Origin of the sequence: Nocardiopsis sp. MT53 (assembly GCF_019598965.1) — a bacterium.
In the GTDB taxonomy this organism is placed as follows: Bacteria; Actinomycetota; Actinomycetes; order Streptosporangiales; family Streptosporangiaceae; genus Nocardiopsis; species Nocardiopsis changdeensis.
This window is the reverse complement of the sequence record NZ_CP080599.1, coordinates 1,148,189-1,165,817: the sequence shown is the minus strand read 5'-3', so window position 1 is coordinate 1,165,817 and position 17,629 is coordinate 1,148,189. Positions and strand designations below refer to the sequence as shown.

The window sequence follows — 17,629 nt, the reverse complement described above, 5'->3', positions numbered from 1 at the left end:
TGTGAAGCACCGCGCCCGGCGGGCCCTGTCTCCGACCGGCCGTAACCTGGATCCGTGTCCTCCCAAGAGCAGCTTCTCGAAGGTCTGAACGGTCCCCAGCGCGAGGCGGTCACCCACGGCGGCGGCCCGCTCCTCATCGTCGCGGGAGCCGGTTCGGGCAAGACCCGTGTCCTCACCCACCGCATCGCGTACCTGATGGCCGCGCGGGGGGTGCGCCCCGGGGAGATCCTCGCGATCACGTTCACCAACAAGGCCGCCGCCGAGATGCGCGAGCGCATCCAGGCCCTGCTCGGCGCGCGCGCCGCCGCCAGCATGTGGATCATGACGTTCCACTCGGCGTGCGTGCGCATCCTGCGCCGGGAGGCCCACCGCCTCGGCTACCCGAGCGGCTTCACCATCTACGACTCCGCCGACTCCGCGCGGCTCATGCAGCTGGTCTGCAAGGAGATGGACCTGGACCCCAAGCGGTTCCCGCCCAAGTCCTTCTCCGCCCAGATCTCCAACCTCAAGAACGAGCTGGTCGACTACGACACGTTCGCCGAGCAGGCCCAGACCGAGCAGGAGAAGAAGCTCGCCGAGGCGTACCGGCTGTACCAGCGCCGCCTGCACGAGGCCGGCGCCATGGACTTCGACGACCTGATCATGGTCACCGTCAACCTGCTCCAGATGTTCCCCGACGTCGCGGAGCACTACCGGCGCCGCTTCCGGCACGTCATGGTCGACGAGTACCAGGACACCAACCACGCCCAGTACGTGTTCATCCGCGAGCTCGTCGGGGCGGAGCAGGAGGCGCCGGTCGTCCCGCCCTCGGAGCTGTGCGTGGTCGGCGACGCCGACCAGTCCATCTACGCGTTCCGCGGCGCGACCATCCGCAACATCCTGGAGTTCGAGCGCGACTTCCCCGACGCGCGCACGATCCTGCTGGAGCAGAACTACCGCTCCACCCAGACGATCCTGTCGGCCGCCAACGCCGTCATCGAGCGCAACGAGGGCCGGCCCGCCAAGAACCTGTGGTCGGAGCAGGGCGAGGGGACGCCCATCGTCGGCTACGTCGCCGACAACGAGCACGACGAGGCCGCGTTCGTGGTGGGGGAGATCGACAAGCTCACCGACGACGGGGCGATCACCCCGGGCGAGGTGGCGGTGTTCTACCGGACCAACGCCCAGTCCCGGGTCTTCGAGGACGTGTTCATCCGGATGGGCCTGCCGTACAAGATCGTCGGCGGGGTGCGCTTCTACGAGCGCAAGGAGATCCGCGACGTCCTGGCCTACCTGCGCGTGCTCGCCAACCCCGAGGACACCGTCAGCCTGCGCCGCATCATCAACGTGCCCAAGCGCGGCATCGGCGCCCGGGCCGAGGAGTCGCTGGAGCTGTTCGCCGCCCGCGAGCGCATCACGTTCGCCCAGGCGCTGCGCCGGGTCGACGAGGTCCCGGCGATGGCGACCCGCTCGGTGAACGCCGTCCGCAACTTCACCGCCCTGCTCGACGAGTTGGCGGCGCTGGTGGAGGCGTCCAGCCCGTCGCAGCTGGTGGAGGCCGTCCTCGACAAGACCGGGTACCTCTCCGAGCTCGCCGAGTCCAAGGACATCCAGGACGAGAGCCGGGTGGAGAACCTGGAGGAGTTCGTGGACGTGGCGCGGGAGTTCGAGAACACCTTCACCGCCCTGCTGGAGGACGAGGCCGCACTGGAGGGGGAGGAGGTCGTCGAGGAGGACGCCGAGCCCACGCTGGTGGACTTCCTGGAGCGGATCTCCCTGGTCGCCGACACCGACCAGCTCCCGGACGCCGACGACGAGGGCGGGGTGGTCACGCTGATGACCCTGCACTCGGCGAAGGGGCTGGAGTTCCCGGTGGTGTTCCTGACGGGGCTGGAGGACGGGGTGTTCCCGCACATGCGCACCCTGGGCGACAAGACCCAGCTGGAGGAGGAGCGACGGCTGGCGTACGTGGGGCTGACCCGCGCCGAGCGCCTGCTCTACGTGAGCCGCGCCGCGGTGCGCAGCGCCTGGGGGAGCCCGTCGTACAACCCGCCCTCCCGCTTCCTGGACGAGGTCCCCCCGTCCCTGGTCGACTGGCGCCGCGGGGAGTCCCCGGTCCTGAGCGCCCCGCCCGCCCTGCGCCGCGGCCCGTCGGGCCGCTCCTTCGGCGGCGAGGGCTTCGGCGGCACCTTCGGCCGGAGCCGGCAGAAGACCGAGGCGCCGACCCTGAGCGTGGGGGACCTGGTCAACCACGACAAGTTCGGCATGGGCCGCGTCCAACTGGTCGACGGGACGGGCGACCGCACCAAGGCCCGCATCGACTTCGGCGCGGACATCGGGGAGAAGGACCTGATGGTCAAGTACGCGCCCATCGAGAAGCTGTGACCGCGACCTGACACCGCCCCGGAGGGCCCACAGACGGTGTTCTGTGGGCCTTCGTCGTTTTTGTCCGTCGCCTGTAAGACACGACACGGGCAAGGATCGGCAAACACGTCACGAGCACTCCCGGACGGGGGTAGTGTTGTCCAAGACCGAGCGAGACGGACGCCGATCCCCAGGGATCAGGGCGGACGGGCCGGTCGAAACCTCCCTTCCGAAGTGAGCGGTTCGAAGCACTGCTTCGACCATGTAAACTCGGTCGGGTCGCCTCGAAAGAGGCACAAGCCTTCACCGAAATCAGAAGGACCCGGAAAACGCCGATTTGGCGGGGAACGGGAACACTGATAAAGTGAAGACACAACAAAGCGGAAACGCAGACGCCTTCCACGGAAGAGCACACGGAACCCAAGGGTTCCGGGCTTGTACGGGAAGGGCGGTTGCTTCTTGAGAACTCAACAGCGCGTGTTCGATTTTTACAGCCAAGTTTGTTTTGGCCCCGTCACACGAGAATCGGTGAGATTCGAGTGTGCGAGGTTCCTTTGATTGAGCCAGACATGGTTCGGTCAGGATTTCTTCTAGGTTTCCAGACCCACGCTGGTCTGGTGCAAGACCTTTATGGAGAGTTTGATCCTGGCTCAGGACGAACGCTGGCGGCGTGCTTAACACATGCAAGTCGAGCGGTAAGGCCCTTCGGGGTACACGAGCGGCGAACGGGTGAGTAACACGTGAGCAACCTGCCCCTGACTCCGGGATAAGCGGTGGAAACGCCGTCTAATACCGGATACGACCCTCCTCCGCATGGTGGGGGGTGGAAAGTTTTTCGGTCGGGGATGGGCTCGCGGCCTATCAGCTTGTTGGTGGGGTAACGGCCTACCAAGGCGATTACGGGTAGCTCGAGCCTGAGAGGGCGACCGGCCACACTGGGACTGAGACACGGCCCAGACTCCTGCGGGAGGCAGCAGTGGGGAATATTGCGCAATGGGCGAAAGCCTGACGCAGCGACGCCGCGTGGGGGATGACGGCCTTCGGGTTGTAAACCTCTTTTACCACTCACGCAGGCCCCGGGTTCTCCCGGGGTTGACGGTAGGTGGGGAATAAGGACCGGCTAACTACGTGCCAGCAGCCGCGGTAATACGTAGGGTCCGAGCGTTGTCCGGAATTATTGGGCGTAAAGAGCTCGTAGGCGGCGTGTCGCGTCTGCTGTGAAAGACCGGGGCTTAACCCCGGTTCTGCAGTGGATACGGGCATGCTAGAGGTAGGTAGGGGAGACTGGAATTCCTGGTGTAGCGGTGAAATGCGCAGATATCAGGAGGAACACCGGTGGCGAAGGCGGGTCTCTGGGCCTTACCTGACGCTGAGGAGCGAAAGCATGGGGAGCGAACAGGATTAGATACCCTGGTAGTCCATGCCGTAAACGTTGGGCGCTAGGTGTGGGGACTTTCCACGGTTTCCGCGCCGTAGCTAACGCATTAAGCGCCCCGCCTGGGGAGTACGGCCGCAAGGCTAAAACTCAAAGGAATTGACGGGGGCCCGCACAAGCGGCGGAGCATGTTGCTTAATTCGACGCAACGCGAAGAACCTTACCAAGGTTTGACATCACCCGTGGACCTGTAGAGATACAGGGTCATTTGGTTGGCGGGTGACAGGTGGTGCATGGCTGTCGTCAGCTCGTGTCGTGAGATGTTGGGTTAAGTCCCGCAACGAGCGCAACCCTTGTTCCATGTTGCCAGCACGTAATGGTGGGGACTCATGGGAGACTGCCGGGGTCAACTCGGAGGAAGGTGGGGACGACGTCAAGTCATCATGCCCCTTATGTCTTGGGCTGCAAACATGCTACAATGGCCGGTACAATGGGCGTGCGATACCGTGAGGTGGAGCGAATCCCTAAAAGCCGGTCTCAGTTCGGATTGGGGTCTGCAACTCGACCCCATGAAGGTGGAGTCGCTAGTAATCGCGGATCAGCAACGCCGCGGTGAATACGTTCCCGGGCCTTGTACACACCGCCCGTCACGTCATGAAAGTCGGCAACACCCGAAACTTGTGGCCTAACCCTTCGGGGAGGGAGTGAGTGAAGGTGGGGCTGGCGATTGGGACGAAGTCGTAACAAGGTAGCCGTACCGGAAGGTGCGGCTGGATCACCTCCTTTCTAAGGAGTCTTTCAAGGCCAACACTTTTCCGATGGTTGGCCGGACTCGAAAGTGGACCCGATGCTCCTGGCCCTGGTGGCCGGTGAGAGGTCGGGATGGCTGTAGAAATTCATATCGAACTTCACCTCCGGGGGTCCTAGAAGCCTCGGGGGGCGCGCTGTTGGGTGTCTGAGGAAGCAACCCTCGTCTTGGTCCGGTTTCGGGCTAGCGGGTCGGTTGGTTCCCGCGGACCGCCTCTGAGAACTCTCAGAATCTCCTGTGTGTCCTGCTCTCCTGAGGGAGGCGGGGCGGGGGTTTGTCTGAGTGGTAGCGGAGAACGCGGTTGGTGTTTTGATTTGTGAATAGTGTGCGCGAGCATCTTGTTATCTGTAGTGGCCAAGTGATAGTGGCATACGGTGGATGCCTTGGCACCAGGCGCCGATGAAGGACGTGGGAGGCCGCGATAGGCCACGGGGAGCTGTCAACCGAGCTGTGATCCGTGGGTGTCCGAATGGGGGAACCCAGCCCGAGTTGTGTCGGGTTGCCGCCGCCTGAATGTATAGGGCGGTTGGTGGTGACGCGGGGAAGTGAAACATCTCAGTACCCGTAGGAAGAGTAAACAACAGTGATTCTCCTAGTAGTGGTGAGCGAACGGGGAAGAGGCTAAACCGTGCGCGTGTGATAGACGGCAGTCGTTGCGTGTGCGGGGTTGTGGGGCGTGTCTTTTCGGGTCTGCCGGCCCGGAGCACTTGAGATCAGAGCTAGCTGAAACCGTTGGGAAGCGGTACCGGAGTGGGTGAGAGTCCCGTAGGTGAAGGTTCTGGTCGGGTGTTGACGCTGTCCCCGAGTAGCGCGGAGCCCGAGGAATTCCGTGTGAATCTGGCAGGACCACCTGCTAAGCCAAAATACGTCCTGGTGACCGATAGTGCACTAGTACCGTGAGGGAAAGGTGAAAAGTGCCCCGGTGAGGGGTCGTGAAATAGTACCTGAAACCGTGTGCTGTCAAGCCGTCAGAGCTGGGTCTTGTATCTGGTGATGGCGTGCCTTTTGAAGAATGAGCCTGCGAGTCATGGTGTGTGGCGAGGTTAACCCGGGTGGGGTAGCCGTAGGGAAACCGAGTCTGAATAGGGCGATTTGAGTCGCATGCTGTGGACCCGAAGCGGAGTGATCTACCCATGTCCAGGGTGAAGCGGGGGTAAGACCTCGTGGAGGCCCGAACCCACCAGGGTTGAAAACCTGGGGGATGAGGTGTGGGTAGGGGTGAAAGGCCAATCAAACTCCGTGATAGCTGGTTCTCCCCGAAATGCATTTAGGTGCAGCGTTGCGTGTTTCTTGCCGGAGGTAGAGCTACTGTTTGGCTGATGGGCCCGACAAGGTTACTGACGTCAGACAAACTCCGAATGCCGGTGAAGTGAAGCGTGGCAGTGAGACTGCGGGGGATAAGCTTCGTAGTCGAGAGGGAAACAGCCCAGATCATCAGCTAAGGCCCCTAAGCGTGTGCTAAGTGGGAAAGGTTGTGGAGTTGCTGAGACAACCAGGAGGTTGGCTTAGAAGCAGCCATCCTTTAAAGAGTGCGTAATAGCTCACTGGTCAAGTGGTTCTGCGCCGATAATGTAGCGGGGCTTAAGCACACCGCCGAAGCTGTGAAGCTCCACCTTTGGGGTGGGGTTGGTAGGGGAGCGTCGTGCGTTCGGTGAAGCCGCCGAGTGATCGTGTGGTGGAGGGCGTGCGAGTGAGAATGCAGGCATGAGTAGCGAAAGCAACGTGAGAAACGTTGCCGCCGATTGACTAAGGGTTCCTGGGGCAGGTTAATCCGCCCAGGGTGAGTCTGGACCTAAGGCGAGGCCGACAGGCGTAGTCGATGGATAACGGGTTGATATTCCCGTACCCGTGCACGAGCGCCCAGTATCGAATCAGGTGATGCTAACCACGCTGGCCGGCTTTCTGTCCTTCGGGACGGGTTGCTGTGCTGGTCTGGGATCCGAGCTTGTAGTAGGTAAGTGATGGGGTGACGCAGGAGGGTAGCTCTACCCGGCGGTGGTTGTCCGGGGGTAAGCGTGTAGGCCGGGGGGTTGGCAAATCCGCCCCCCATGAAGGTTGAGACGTGATGCGGAGCCGTTTTTGGCGAAGTGAGTGATCCCATGCTGTCGAGAAAAGCCTCTAGCGAGTTCGTGAGCGGCCAGTACCCTAAACCGACGCAGGTGGTCAGGTAGAGAATACCGAGGCGTTCGGGTGAACCATGGTTAAGGAACTCGGCAAATTGTCCCCGTAACTTTGGGAGAAGGGGAGCCCTGTCTGGTGAGAGCCCTTGCGGCTGGAGCTGGGTGGGGTCGCAGATAGCGGGGGGAAGCGACTGTTTATTAAAAACACAGGTCCGTGCGAAGTCGTAAGACGCTGTATACGGACTGACGCCTGCCCGGTGCTGGAACGTTAAGAGGACCGGTTAACGGGGTTCGCCCTGTGAAGCTGGGAATCCAAGCGCCAGTAAACGGCGGTGGTAACTATAACCATCCTAAGGTAGCGAAATTCCTTGTCGGGTAAGTTCCGACCTGCACGAATGGCGTAACGACTTCCCCACTGTCTCAACCATGGGCCCGGTGAAATTGCACTACGAGTAAAGATGCTCGTTTCGCGCAGCAGGACGGAAAGACCCCGGGACCTTCACTATAGCTTGACATTGGTGTTTGGGATGGTTTGTGTAGGATAGGTGGGAGCCGGTGAAACTGCCACGCTAGTGGTGGTGGAGGCGTTGGTGAAATACCACTCTGACTGTTTCGGGCATCTAACCTTGGGCCGTGATCCGGTTCGGGGACAGTGTCTGGTGGGTAGTTTAACTGGGGCGGTTGCCTCCCAAAGAGTAACGGAGGCGCCCAAAGGTTCCCTCAGCCTGGTTGGTAATCAGGTGTTGAGTGTAAGTGCACAAGGGAGCTTGACTGTGAGACGGACGTGTCGAGCAGGAGCGAAAGCTGGGACTAGTGATCCGGCACCGGCGTGTGGAAGCGGTGTCGCTCAACGGCTAAAAGGTACCCCGGGGATAACAGGCTGATCTTCCCCAAGAGTCCATATCGACGGGATGGTTTGGCACCTCGATGTCGGCTCGTCGCATCCTGGGGCTGGAGTTGGTCCCAAGGGTTGGGCTGTTCGCCCATTAAAGCGGCACGCGAGCTGGGTTTAGAACGTCGTGAGACAGTTCGGTCCCTATCCGCTGTGCGCGTTGGAGACTTGAGAAGGGCTGTCCCTAGTACGAGAGGACCGGGACGGACGAACCTCTGGTGTGCCAGTTGTCCTGCCAAGGGCATGGCTGGTTGGCTACGTTCGGGAGGGATAACCGCTGAAAGCATCTAAGCGGGAAGCTTGCTTCGAGATGAGGTCTCCTGCCTCCTTTGAGAGGGTAAGGCTCCCTAGAGACGATGGGGTTGATAGGCCGGGTGTGGAAGCCCTGTGAGGGGTGGAGCTGACCGGTACTAATAGGCCGAGGGCTTGTCCGCTGCAGATAATTGGGTGCTCGCGCATACATGTTCACATAACTGTGGAAGCTTCCGTTTCCCTGTCCTGGTTGGGGTGGGGTTGCGGTGTGGGTTTCCGTGGTGGTTATGGTGGGAGGGTCACACCCGGTTACTTTCCGAACCCGGTCGTTAAGTCTCCTTGCGCTGATGGTACTGCCCTGTGGTGGGGTGGGAGAGTAGGTTGCCGCCACGGTTTTTTTCGGGTTGAGAGCCCCTGCCTTCGGGTGGGGGCTTTCCCTGTTTTAGAGGGGGTCGCGTAGCGGCCCCCTTTTTTGTGCCCTGGGGGCCTCGGCCACAGCCGGAAGGCGTCGCAGCACCTCCGCCCCAGGGGGTTTCTCACCCGATTGGGACCTTCGCCCCAGCCGTGTCAGGCCAGTGGAGCCCCCGGCCCCAGGGGGTCTTCGCCGAGGTAGTTGTAGGTTTCCAAGAGGCCGGCCGCTTGGGGTGGGCGGTCCGCGCCGGGTGGGCCCGGCCCCGGCCGCAGTCGGCGCACGGCAGACCGCCGGGGGGAATCGTTGGGCGCGCGTGGCGGGTGGTGGGGGTGTGACTGCCGGAGCCGGGTGCACCCGGAGCGCGCACACCCGCACCGCCTGGAAAGGTTGGGGGCGCCGGCGGCGGTGAGGACGCTCCACGCTGTTGCCTACTCCCGCGGATGACCGCGGTACCGGTCAGTGCCGGGGGTGAAAGCCGCACGTACCCGCGACCCCGGCCCCAGACCGGGCACCGGACCGCGCACCTCAGCCGCCGGGGGTGAAAGCCGCACGTACCCGCGACCCCGGCCCCAGACCGGGCACCGGACCGCGCACCTCAGCCGCCGGGGGTGAAAGCCGCACGTACCCGCGACCCCGGCCCCAGACCGGGCACCGGACCGCGCACCTCAGCCGCCGTGGGTGAAAGCCGCACGTACCCGCGACCCCGGCCCCAGACCGGGCACCGGACCGCGCACCTCAGCCGCCGTGGGTGAAAGCCGCACGTACCCGCGACCCCGGCCCCAGACCGGGCACCGGACCGCGCACCTCAGCCGCCGTGGGTGAGAGCCGTAGGTGCTCGCGGCATCAGCCAGAGGGGGGTTGGGGAGGAAGAACCGCGGCCTCCACCGCAGGGGGTTCAGGGAGGCATGACCGGGACCCAGGACCCAGGGGGTGTGGGGAGGCATGCCTGCGGCCTTCGCCATGGGGGGTTTCGCCGCCAAGGCCCGCGGCCTCAGCCCCAGGTCGGGAACAGAACCGCGGCCTTGCCCCCCGGGGTGCGTGCCGCGAACGCCTTTCCGTGCCGTGGGTCGGGGCCGGGAGTCGGGTGCGGGCCTCACCCCCGTAGGGCGAGGGTGGTGGTTCCTCCTCCCTGCACCCCCCTTGTGGCACAGGTCGGCGGACACCTCCGGCAACACCCCTTGGGGCGGAGGTTTCCGGTTTCTCCTCCGGGCTGTGGCCGGGGTCGCGGTCATGCCTCCCCAACCCCCCCTCTGGCTGATGCCACGGGAACGCGCGGCCTTCAACCCCGGGGGCGGAGGTGCGCGGTCCTGTGCCCGGGCTGTGGCCGGAGCCGCGAGAACGTACCGCTTTCACCCCCTGGGACGGGGGTCGCGGTCTCTCCTTCCCACACCCCCTGGGGCAGAGGTCGCGGCCCTGTGCCCGGTCTGGGGCTAGGGTCGCGGGTACGTGCGGCGACACCCCCTGGGGCGGGGGTTGCGGTTATGCCTTCCCATACCCCCTGTGGCTTGGGAGCTGCGGGTGCGTGCGGGTTTCACCCCCGCTCCCGTCCGTACCGCGGTCACGCGCGGGAGTAGGCGGCAGCGTGGAGCGCCCTCACGTCCGTCGGCGCCCCCAACCTTTCCAGGCGGTGCGGGTGTGCGCGCTCCGCGTGCACCCGGCTCCGGCAGTCACACCCCCACCACCCGCCACGCGCGCCCAACGATTCCCCCTGGCGGTCTGCCGTGCGCCGACTGCGGCCGGGGCCGGGCCCACCCGGCGCGGACCGCCCACCCCAAGCGGCCGGCCTCTTGGAAACCTACAACTACCTCGGCGAAGACCCCCTATGGCCGGGCACCCCACTGGCCTGACACGGCTATGGCGGGCCACCCCGGTCGGGTGAGAAACCCCCTGGAGCGCAGGAAGCGGTCCACCCTCCGGCTGGGGCGGAGGTCCCGGCCGGGTGGGAAACCCCCTGGGGTCGGGGCGGGAAGCCGCCTGCGACCTTCACCCTTTGCGGCGGGGGCCCAGCGATGCCCTCCGGCTGTGGCCAAGGGCCCCGGTTAGGTGGGAAACCCCCTGCGGAGCAGGAGGCGGTTCGCCTTCCGGCGGTGGCTGAGGCTCCGGTCAGGTGGGAAACCCCCTGGGGTCGGGGCGGGAAGTCTCCCGCGGCCTTCACCCCTTGGAGCGGAGGTAACGGTTCACCTCCCGGCTGTGGCTGAGGGCCCCGGCCGGGTGGGCGACCCCCTGGGCCCGGGGCCCGCAGGTACGCGCGGCCCCCGCCCCGTGTGTCCGGGCGGCGGGAACGCCCACCCCGACCCCTCGGCGTCGAAGGAGATGATCCGCCCTCCGACCGTGCCTCGGCCCTCAACAGACCCACCCGCCACCCACCACAACGTTGAAAGGGCATAGGGGCACCCCCGGAGCCGGGGCGGGAAGCCTCCCACGGCCTTTGCCCCCTAGGGCGAAGGCCCCGCGTCGCCCTCCGGCGGGGGCTGAGGGCTCCAAGTGGGTGAGCGACTCCCGGGCCCGGGCGGGAGGCCACCTGTGGCCCCCATCCTCATGTGTCCGGGGCGGCGGGAACGCCCACCCCGACCCCTCGGCGCCGAAGGAGACGATCCGCCTTCCGACCGTGCCTCGGCCCCCGACAGACACACCCGCCACCCACCACAGCGTTGAAAGGTACGGGTAGGCACCCGGTCGCGGGTACGGCTCAGGAGGGAGCGGGAGGGGAACAGGTGAGATCACAGGTGGTCGTGCCGGTCCGCCGGTCTCTTCTGGCGGGAGGAGATCTGGGAGACCCGTTGTGGAGAGATCTTGAGATAGCGGGCGATCTCCCGGTTGTTCAAGCCGCGTCCTTGCAGTTTGGTGACCGTGCACCCGATCTTCCGGGCCGCCTCCTGCTGCATGCGTTCGGCTTCGCGCTGGGCCTGGCGGGCCTGTGTGGAGAGCGCGTCGATCTCGGCGTCCACCTGGATGTCTTCCATGACCACGGTGAACGTGTCGTCGTCGAGGTCGAGGGCCATGACGATGTGGTCACGGGCCATCTCCTCCGCCTCGGTGAGGTGGCGGGCCTGTGTGACACCCACGCCGTCGATGTGGAGCTCCCAGCCGCGGTCCCACCGCTTGGCGTGTACCTGGTAAGTCTTCACTGGAGCCACCCCTCCGGTAGGCACTTCATGCGTTTGATCGTGTCGGCGATGACTCCTGGGGAGAGCTCACCGTGTCGGGGATGATCGCTCGGTGCTCTCCGCACGGGCAGATCCATTTCTCGTGATTGCCTCTGCCGGAGTTCCGGGATTGTACGCACCCGTGCCTGCCGAGTGCCTGCTCGACCTGTCGCCGCTTCATCCCTTTGACCATGAGAATAAATCTAGCCCCCCTAGATATCAATGATAAAGGGGGGCTAGATCATTGGTTCGGCCTGGTGGGACGAGGGCTGCGGTGTTCCTCGTTCATGTCGGACCGGTGGTGGGGGAGGCCTGCCGATCCGGGCCGGGGGCCTCCCCTGGGGCTAGAAGCCGTAGTTGTACACCGACCCGCCCGGGTACACCGTCCCGACGCCGTTGCGGTACACGTAGCCGCCGTAGGCGGCGCCCTCGACGAAGGTCCAGCCGCCCAGGGTGCGGCCGTGCAGCGGCACGTACCAGCCCGCGGCGTTCGGGTCCGTGTACGCCCTCAGCCCGAAGTGGATGTGGGCGCCGGTGGTGGAGCCGCCCGCGCAGAGGCTGTTGCCCTGGGTGCCCAGGTAGTGCCCGACGCCGACGTTGTTGCCGGGCAGCCACTGGTAGTTCTCGAGGTGGTAGTAGTCCGTGGAGTACCCGTTGTCGTGGATGACGCGCGTCCACCCCGTGCACAGGCTGTACGCGTACCCGCCGCGGGCGGCGCGCGCCTGGCCGTTGCCGCCGGCGAAGTCCACCGAGCTGTACGGGCGTCCGGAGCCCCAGCCGTGCGGGCCGCCGGTCATGATCATCGAGGTGCCGATGGCGAACGGCAGCCCCACACCGATGTAGGTGGCGGCCGTGACGTCCTGTTCGGGGTCGGTGGCGGTGGCGACGGCCTCGCGCTGTTCGGCGTCCAGGAGGTCGGAGCCGCCGAGGATGTCGGAGAACTCGGCGCTGCCCTCCAGCCCCACCTCCCACCCCTGGGCGGTGTGGTCGGCGGCGAACAGCCACGCCTCCGGCGCCTCCTCGGAGCCGACCGGGACGGCGACGATGGCGACGCCGAACGCGGAGCCGTCGGAGGCCTCGCGGATGTCGACGCGCACGTCCTTGTCCTGGGCGTCGAGGGCGGCGATGCCCGCGCCCTGTTCGGCCAGGACGTCGGCGACGACCGCGTCGGCGAGCGGCTCCTCGGCGCTCCCGGAGCCCCGGACGCCCGGCAGTTCGGCGGAGACCTCGGGCTCGACGAGGATCTCGACGTTGTCGGCGGCGGCGAGTTCGGGCGCCGCGGGGGCGGGCGCGGCCTGGGCGGTGCCCGCGGTGGCGACCAGGGCGGCCGCACAGGTGAGGGCGAGGGTGGACAGGCCGAGGAAACGGGGGGTGGGGGGCGTCAACGCTTCTCCTTGTGGGGGTGAGCGAGCGGGGTTCGACGGTGGCCGGGGACGGTGTCACGGCCCCGGCCGCGCCTGTGGTCCTACCTCAGGACCGCGGCTACCGCAGAGTAACCAGACGCCCACACGTAGACAAGGGGAGGAGCTTCGCTTTTCGAGAAGCCCGGCCCTCCAGGGCTCCGCTCACGCCCCGTGCGCCTCCAGGGACAACAGGAACCTCTTGCGCTCCAGTCCGCCCGCGTACCCCGTGAGGGTCCCGTCCGCCCCGATCACCCGGTGGCAGGGGACCACGATGCTGATGGGGTTGCGCCCGTTGGCCATGCCGACCGCGCGGGACGCGGTGGGCCGGCCCAGCTCCTGGGCCAGCTCCCCGTAGCTCGCGGTCTCGCCGTACGGGATGGTGGTCAGCGCGGTCCACACGCGCCGCTGCCACTCGGTCCCCGCGGGAGCCAGGGGCAGGTCGAACTCGGTGAGCGTGCCCGCGAAGTACGCGCGCAGCTGGTCGGCGGTGTCGGCGAGCACGCCGGTGTCCTCCCGGACCCAGTCGGCGGGCACGTGGCGGGAGCTCCCGTCCTTGGCCGGGGTGAGCACACCGCCCAGGGCCTGCCCGTCGCCGTACAGGGTCAGCTCCCCGACGGGCGAGTCCATGGTGGTGAACCGGGTCGGGCCCGGTGTCGGGTCCTTGAACACGACCGCGGCGGCGCGGGCCGGTTCCGGTACTTCGATGTCGAGGGGCAGCATGTCCATGTCCGTATCCACGTCTCTATCCACGTCGTCCACGCCCGGTTCGGTCTCCGGGTCCACGTCCGTCTCCATGGCCGGCCCGATCGCCGGGGCCGTGCCCGTATCCACGCCCGCGTCCATGTCCGGCGCCCTCACAGTGAGGCCCACAGCAGGTGGGTGGCGTAGGAGCGCCAGGGGCTCCACACCTTGTCGTCGGGGTCGGGACCGGGACCGGTGCCCCCGGCCGGCGCCCCGCCGGTGAGCGCCTTGCGCACGCCCAGGTCGGTGCCCAGGAACACGTCCGGGTCGCCCAGGCCGCGCATGCGCACGTAGGCGGCGGTCCACGGCCCGATGCCCCGCAGCTCCTGGAGGCGGCGCTCGGTGTCGTCGCGGTCGCAGCCCGGGCCCAGGTCGACCCCGCCCGAGGCGAGGGCGGCGGCCAGCCCGGTGAGGGTGGCGGCGCGGGTGCGCGGCAGCGGCAGGTCCTCCGGGTCGACCGCGGCCAGCGCCGCGGGGGCGGGGAACAGGTGGGTGAGGCCGCCGGTGCGCAGCTCCGGGGCCAGGGGGTCGCCGTGCGCCAGGACCAGGCGGCCCGCGAGCGTGCGGGCGGCGGCCACGGACACCTGCTGGCCCAGGACCGCGCGCACGGCCAGTTCGGCCGGGTCCGGGTGGCCCGGGGAGCGCAGCCCCGGGAAGCGGGCGGACAGCGGGCCGAGCAGGGGGTCGCCGGCGAACGTCTCGGCGACGGCCTGCGGGTCGGCGTCCAGGTCCAGCAGGCGACGGCAGCGGCGCACCGCCCCCATCAGGTCGCGGGTGTCGGCCAGGCGCAGGCGGCACAGCACGTGCCCGGTGCCCGCGGACAGCTCCGCGGTGGCGGGGCCGTGCGGCAGGCGCAGCGTGCGCCGGTAGACGCCGCCGTGGAACTCCTCGACGCCCGGGACGGCTCGGGCGCCGAGGAAGGCGAGGGTGCGGTCGAGGTCGAACGGCGCCCGGTAGGCCAGGCGCAGCGTGATCGTGTCCGAGCCCGGGCGCACGGTGCGCCCGCGCATCTCGGTGGGAGCCCGGTCGAACATCGCGCGCATGGTCTCGTTGAACTGCCGCACGCTGGAGAACCCGGCGGCGAACGCGATGTCGGTCATCGGCATGTCCGTGGTCTCCACCAGCGTGCGCGCCGTGCGCGCCCGCTCGGTGCGGGCCAGCGCCAGCGGCCCGGCGCCGAGTTCGGCGGTGAGCAGCCGGTTGAGCTGGCGTTCGCTGTAGCCGACCGAGGACGCGACCTCGCTCACGCCGCCGCGGTCGACGGCGCCGTCCTGGATGAGCCGCATGGCGCGGCCCACCACGTCGGCGCGGATGTTCCACTCGGGCGAGCCGGGGGTGAGCTCGGGGCGGCACCGCTTGCAGGCGCGGAAGCCCGCCTCCTGGGCGGCGGCGGCCGTCGGGTAGAAGTCGACGTTCTGCCTCTTGGGGGTGCGCGCCGGGCAACTGGGACGGCAGTAGACACCGGTGGTGCGCACCGCTGTGTAGAACATCCCGTCGAACCGGGAGTCCCTGCCGTGTACGGCGCGGTAGCGCTGCTCATCGTCCATCACGGGATCCATACTCGCCGATCCCGGGGACCCGGACCGGCGGTTTTCGGACATCATGGTCAGGCCCTCCCGGCGTCCCCGGCCCGCCCGGCCTTTCCGGTGTTCCCGGCCCGCCGTGCCGACGCCTCCCGAACCGCGCCCGCGCCCTCGCACCCCCTGTGCTCAGGCCTCTGCTCAGGCCTCCTCCGAATGCTCCCTGAGGTACTCGATGTACACGGGGCGCAGGGCCTCCTGGACCTTGGGGTCGTTCTCGGCGGACAGGGCCTCGTACACGAACCCGGAGAGCTGGGCGACACTCGCCTCGCTGGCCTCCCGGTTGCCGGCGATCGCCTCGGCGGCGGGGATCAGCCCCAGGAGTTTCCAGAAGAAGCGCAGGTCCCACTTCTTGCGCGCCAGTTCGACGGCGCGCTCGCGCAGTTCGTCGGTGCCGAGCGAGTCGAGTTCCTGTTGCTGTGCCATGTTCCGGACGATACCCGTCCCCGCGCCCCGTCACCTCAAGTGACCTGGGTTACTCTTCAGGGCATCGGATTGTTTCGCAGCGTTCTCGCACAAGGGCCCTCACGAGGGGCCGTGAGGGGTTGGACCATGGCAGGTGCAGCACGGGTCGTCGTCGCCAAACCGGGGCTCGACGGACACGACCGTGGAGTGAAGATCGTCGCCCGCGTGCTGCGCGACGCCGGTGTCGAGGTCATCTACACGGGGCTGCGCCAGACGCCCGAGATGATCGTGGCGACCGCCCTGCAGGAGGACGCGGACGCGATCGGGCTGTCGGTGCTCTCGGGCGCCCACATGACGATGTTCTCCCGCGTGCTGGAGCTGCTCAAGGAGAACGACGCGGAGGACATCCGGGTGTTCGGCGGCGGGATCATCCCCGACGAGGACATCGCCGAGCTGGAGCGCCTGGGGGTCGCGAAGATCTTCACACCGGGCGCGCCCACGGCGGAGATCGCGGAGTGGGTCAAGGAGAACGTGCGGCCCGCGCACGCCGCCTGAACCGTGACGTGTCATGTCGTGTCGCCGCGGCGTGACATCGCGACGTGACGTTGGTCGCATGCCCATAACGTGGGGATCCAGGACTTTCGTCTCGTTCACAGTGTTATAGGCCGTGGCGCTCGTCACAGATTTTCCCATCGGGGGGCTTTCGAGAGCCGCCTGCGCCGCGATCACCGGTGCGGGCGGCGCAGCCAACGCGCCCCCGGTGTCCGGCGGCCGGATTTCAGGCGACTAAGCTTTGCGCATGTCGCGGGTGGCTAAAGACGCCGCGGCGATCTCGATCCCTGTAGTCGGCTCGTCCCCCGTTCGGGGCATCCGCGTCGTGTGACACGCGGTGGTGAGCCGGATCCGGACCAGGCCACCCCGGTAGACATCCTGAGCCAGCGAGTTACAAGGACGGACCCTCGTGGACCTGTTCGAATACCAGGCGAAGCAACTCTTCGCAGAGTACGGAATTCCCGTACCCCAGGGGAAGGTGGCGAGCACGGCCGCCGAGGCGCGTGCCATCGCCGACGAGTTCGCCGCCGCGGGCAAGCCCCGCGTCGTCGTCAAGGCCCAGGTCAAGACCGGTGGCCGCGGTAAGGCCGGCGGCGTCAAGGTCGCCGAGGGCCCCGAGGACGCCCAGGCCAAGGCCGAGCAGATCCTCGGCATGGACATCAAGGGCCACACGGTCCACCGTGTCCTGGTCGAAGAGGCCTCCGACATCGCGGAGGAGTACTACTTCTCCTTCCTGCTGGACCGGGCCAACCGCAACTTCCTCTCGATCTGCTCCGCCGAGGGCGGCATGGAGATCGAGGAGGTCGCCGAGACCAACCCCGACGCCGTCGCCAAGATCGCGATCGACCCGCTGACCGGTGCCCCCGAGGCCGTCGCCGCGGAGATCGCCAAGGCCGGCCGCCTCCCCGAGGCCGCCGCCGCGGGCGCCGCCGAGATCATCGCCAAGCTGTGGAAGGCCTTCGTCGGCAAGGACGCCACGCTCGTCGAGGTCAACCCGCTCATCCTCACCAAGGACGGCCGCGTCGTCGCCCTGGACGGCAAGGTCACCCTGGACGAGAACGCCGAGTTCCGCCAGGACCTGGAGAGCCTCGCCGTTCCCGAGGAGGGTGACCCGCTGGAGGTCGCCGCCAAGGAGAAGAACCTCAACTACGTCAAGCTGGACGGTGAGGTCGGCATCATCGGCAACGGCGCGGGCCTGGTCATGTCCACCCTGGACGTGGTCGCCTACGCCGGCGAGGCGTTCGGCGGGGTCAAGCCCGCGAACTTCCTCGACATCGGCGGCGGCGCGTCGGCCGAGGTGATGGCCAACGGCCTGGAGATCATCCTGGGCGACCCCTCGGTCAAGAGCGTGTTCGTGAACGTCTTCGGCGGCATCACCGCGTGCGACGCGGTCGCGAACGGCATCGTGCAGGCCCTGGAGCTGCTGGAGGGCCGGGGCGAGGACGTGTCCAAGCCGCTGGTCGTGCGGCTGGACGGCAACAACGCCGAGCTGGGCCGGCAGATCCTCACCGACCGCGCCCACCCGGCCGTGCGCCAGGTCGACACCATGGACGGCGCCGCCGCGCAGGCCGCCGAACTCGCGGCGAAGTAGCAGGGAGCA

8 protein-coding genes and 3 rRNA genes are annotated in these 17,629 nt (G+C 67.2%); 6 read left to right on the top strand and 5 right to left on the bottom strand.

What is annotated here, in order from left to right; all coding sequences use genetic code 11:
• Positions 1-54 precede the first annotated feature (54 nt).
• From pcrA to rrf, 4 genes are all read left to right on the top strand, one after another.
• The gene (gene pcrA / locus K1J57_RS04890) at positions 55-2,364 is read left to right on the top strand and encodes a DNA helicase PcrA (protein WP_220563285.1); all 2,310 of its coding nucleotides are present in this window, start codon (positions 55-57) and stop codon (positions 2,362-2,364) included.
• 606 nt (positions 2,365-2,970) lie between these two features.
• Positions 2,971-4,504, top strand: a 16S ribosomal RNA gene (locus K1J57_RS04885).
• Between the two features lie 373 nt (positions 4,505-4,877).
• Positions 4,878-7,973, top strand: a 23S ribosomal RNA gene (locus tag K1J57_RS04880).
• A gap of 94 nt (positions 7,974-8,067) precedes the next feature.
• Positions 8,068-8,183, top strand: a 5S ribosomal RNA gene (rrf, locus tag K1J57_RS04875).
• The 16S, 23S and 5S rRNA genes sit together here, the layout of an rRNA operon.
• Before the next feature lie 2,739 nt (positions 8,184-10,922).
• Here rrf and K1J57_RS04870 read toward each other — a convergent pair.
• The 5 genes from K1J57_RS04870 to K1J57_RS04850 all read right to left on the bottom strand — a co-directional run bounded on the left by K1J57_RS04870 (position 10,923) and on the right by K1J57_RS04850 (position 15,498).
• Positions 10,923-11,330: a hypothetical protein gene (locus K1J57_RS04870; RefSeq protein WP_220563284.1), complete on the bottom strand. Its 408-nt coding sequence runs from the start codon at positions 11,328-11,330 to the stop codon at positions 10,923-10,925.
• A gap of 362 nt (positions 11,331-11,692) precedes the next feature.
• Positions 11,693-12,733: a M23 family metallopeptidase gene (locus tag K1J57_RS04865; RefSeq protein ID WP_220563283.1), complete on the bottom strand. Its 1,041-nt coding sequence runs from the start codon at positions 12,731-12,733 to the stop codon at positions 11,693-11,695.
• 180 nt (positions 12,734-12,913) lie between these two features.
• The gene (locus K1J57_RS04860; RefSeq protein WP_277615514.1) at positions 12,914-13,477 is read right to left on the bottom strand and encodes a methylated-DNA--[protein]-cysteine S-methyltransferase; all 564 of its coding nucleotides are present in this window, start codon (positions 13,475-13,477) and stop codon (positions 12,914-12,916) included.
• A gap of 128 nt (positions 13,478-13,605) precedes the next feature.
• Positions 13,606-15,039 (bottom strand): AlkA N-terminal domain-containing protein, encoded by a 1,434-nt coding sequence (locus tag K1J57_RS04855; protein WP_277615494.1) that lies wholly within the window; start codon positions 15,037-15,039, stop codon positions 13,606-13,608.
• A 174-nt stretch (positions 15,040-15,213) separates the two neighbouring features.
• Positions 15,214-15,498 carry a hypothetical protein gene (locus tag K1J57_RS04850; RefSeq protein WP_220563281.1) on the bottom strand — a complete coding sequence of 95 codons (285 nt, stop codon included), beginning with the start codon at positions 15,496-15,498 and terminating at the stop codon, positions 15,214-15,216.
• Between the two features lie 126 nt (positions 15,499-15,624).
• Between K1J57_RS04850 and K1J57_RS04845 the strand changes: the two genes are divergently transcribed.
• Together K1J57_RS04845 and sucC are read left to right on the top strand one after the other, a co-directional pair.
• On the top strand, positions 15,625-16,032 hold the full coding sequence (locus K1J57_RS04845; RefSeq protein WP_220563280.1) for a cobalamin B12-binding domain-containing protein: 408 nt from the start codon (positions 15,625-15,627) through the stop codon (positions 16,030-16,032).
• A 406-nt stretch (positions 16,033-16,438) separates the two neighbouring features.
• Positions 16,439-17,620 carry an ADP-forming succinate--CoA ligase subunit beta gene (sucC, locus tag K1J57_RS04840; protein WP_220563279.1) on the top strand — a complete coding sequence of 394 codons (1,182 nt, stop codon included), beginning with the start codon at positions 16,439-16,441 and terminating at the stop codon, positions 17,618-17,620.
• Positions 17,621-17,629 lie beyond the last annotated feature (9 nt).

Coding starts and splice junctions, on each gene's coding strand:
- K1J57_RS04855 (WP_277615494.1), bottom strand. CDS start 15,039: ATGGACGATGAGCAGCGCTACCGCGCCGTACACGGCAGGGACTCCCGG.
- K1J57_RS04845 (WP_220563280.1), top strand. CDS start 15,625: ATGGCAGGTGCAGCACGGGTCGTCGTCGCCAAACCGGGGCTCGACGGA.
- K1J57_RS04850 (WP_220563281.1), bottom strand. CDS start 15,498: ATGGCACAGCAACAGGAACTCGACTCGCTCGGCACCGACGAACTGCGC.
- K1J57_RS04860 (WP_277615514.1), bottom strand. CDS start 13,477: ATGGACATGCTGCCCCTCGACATCGAAGTACCGGAACCGGCCCGCGCC.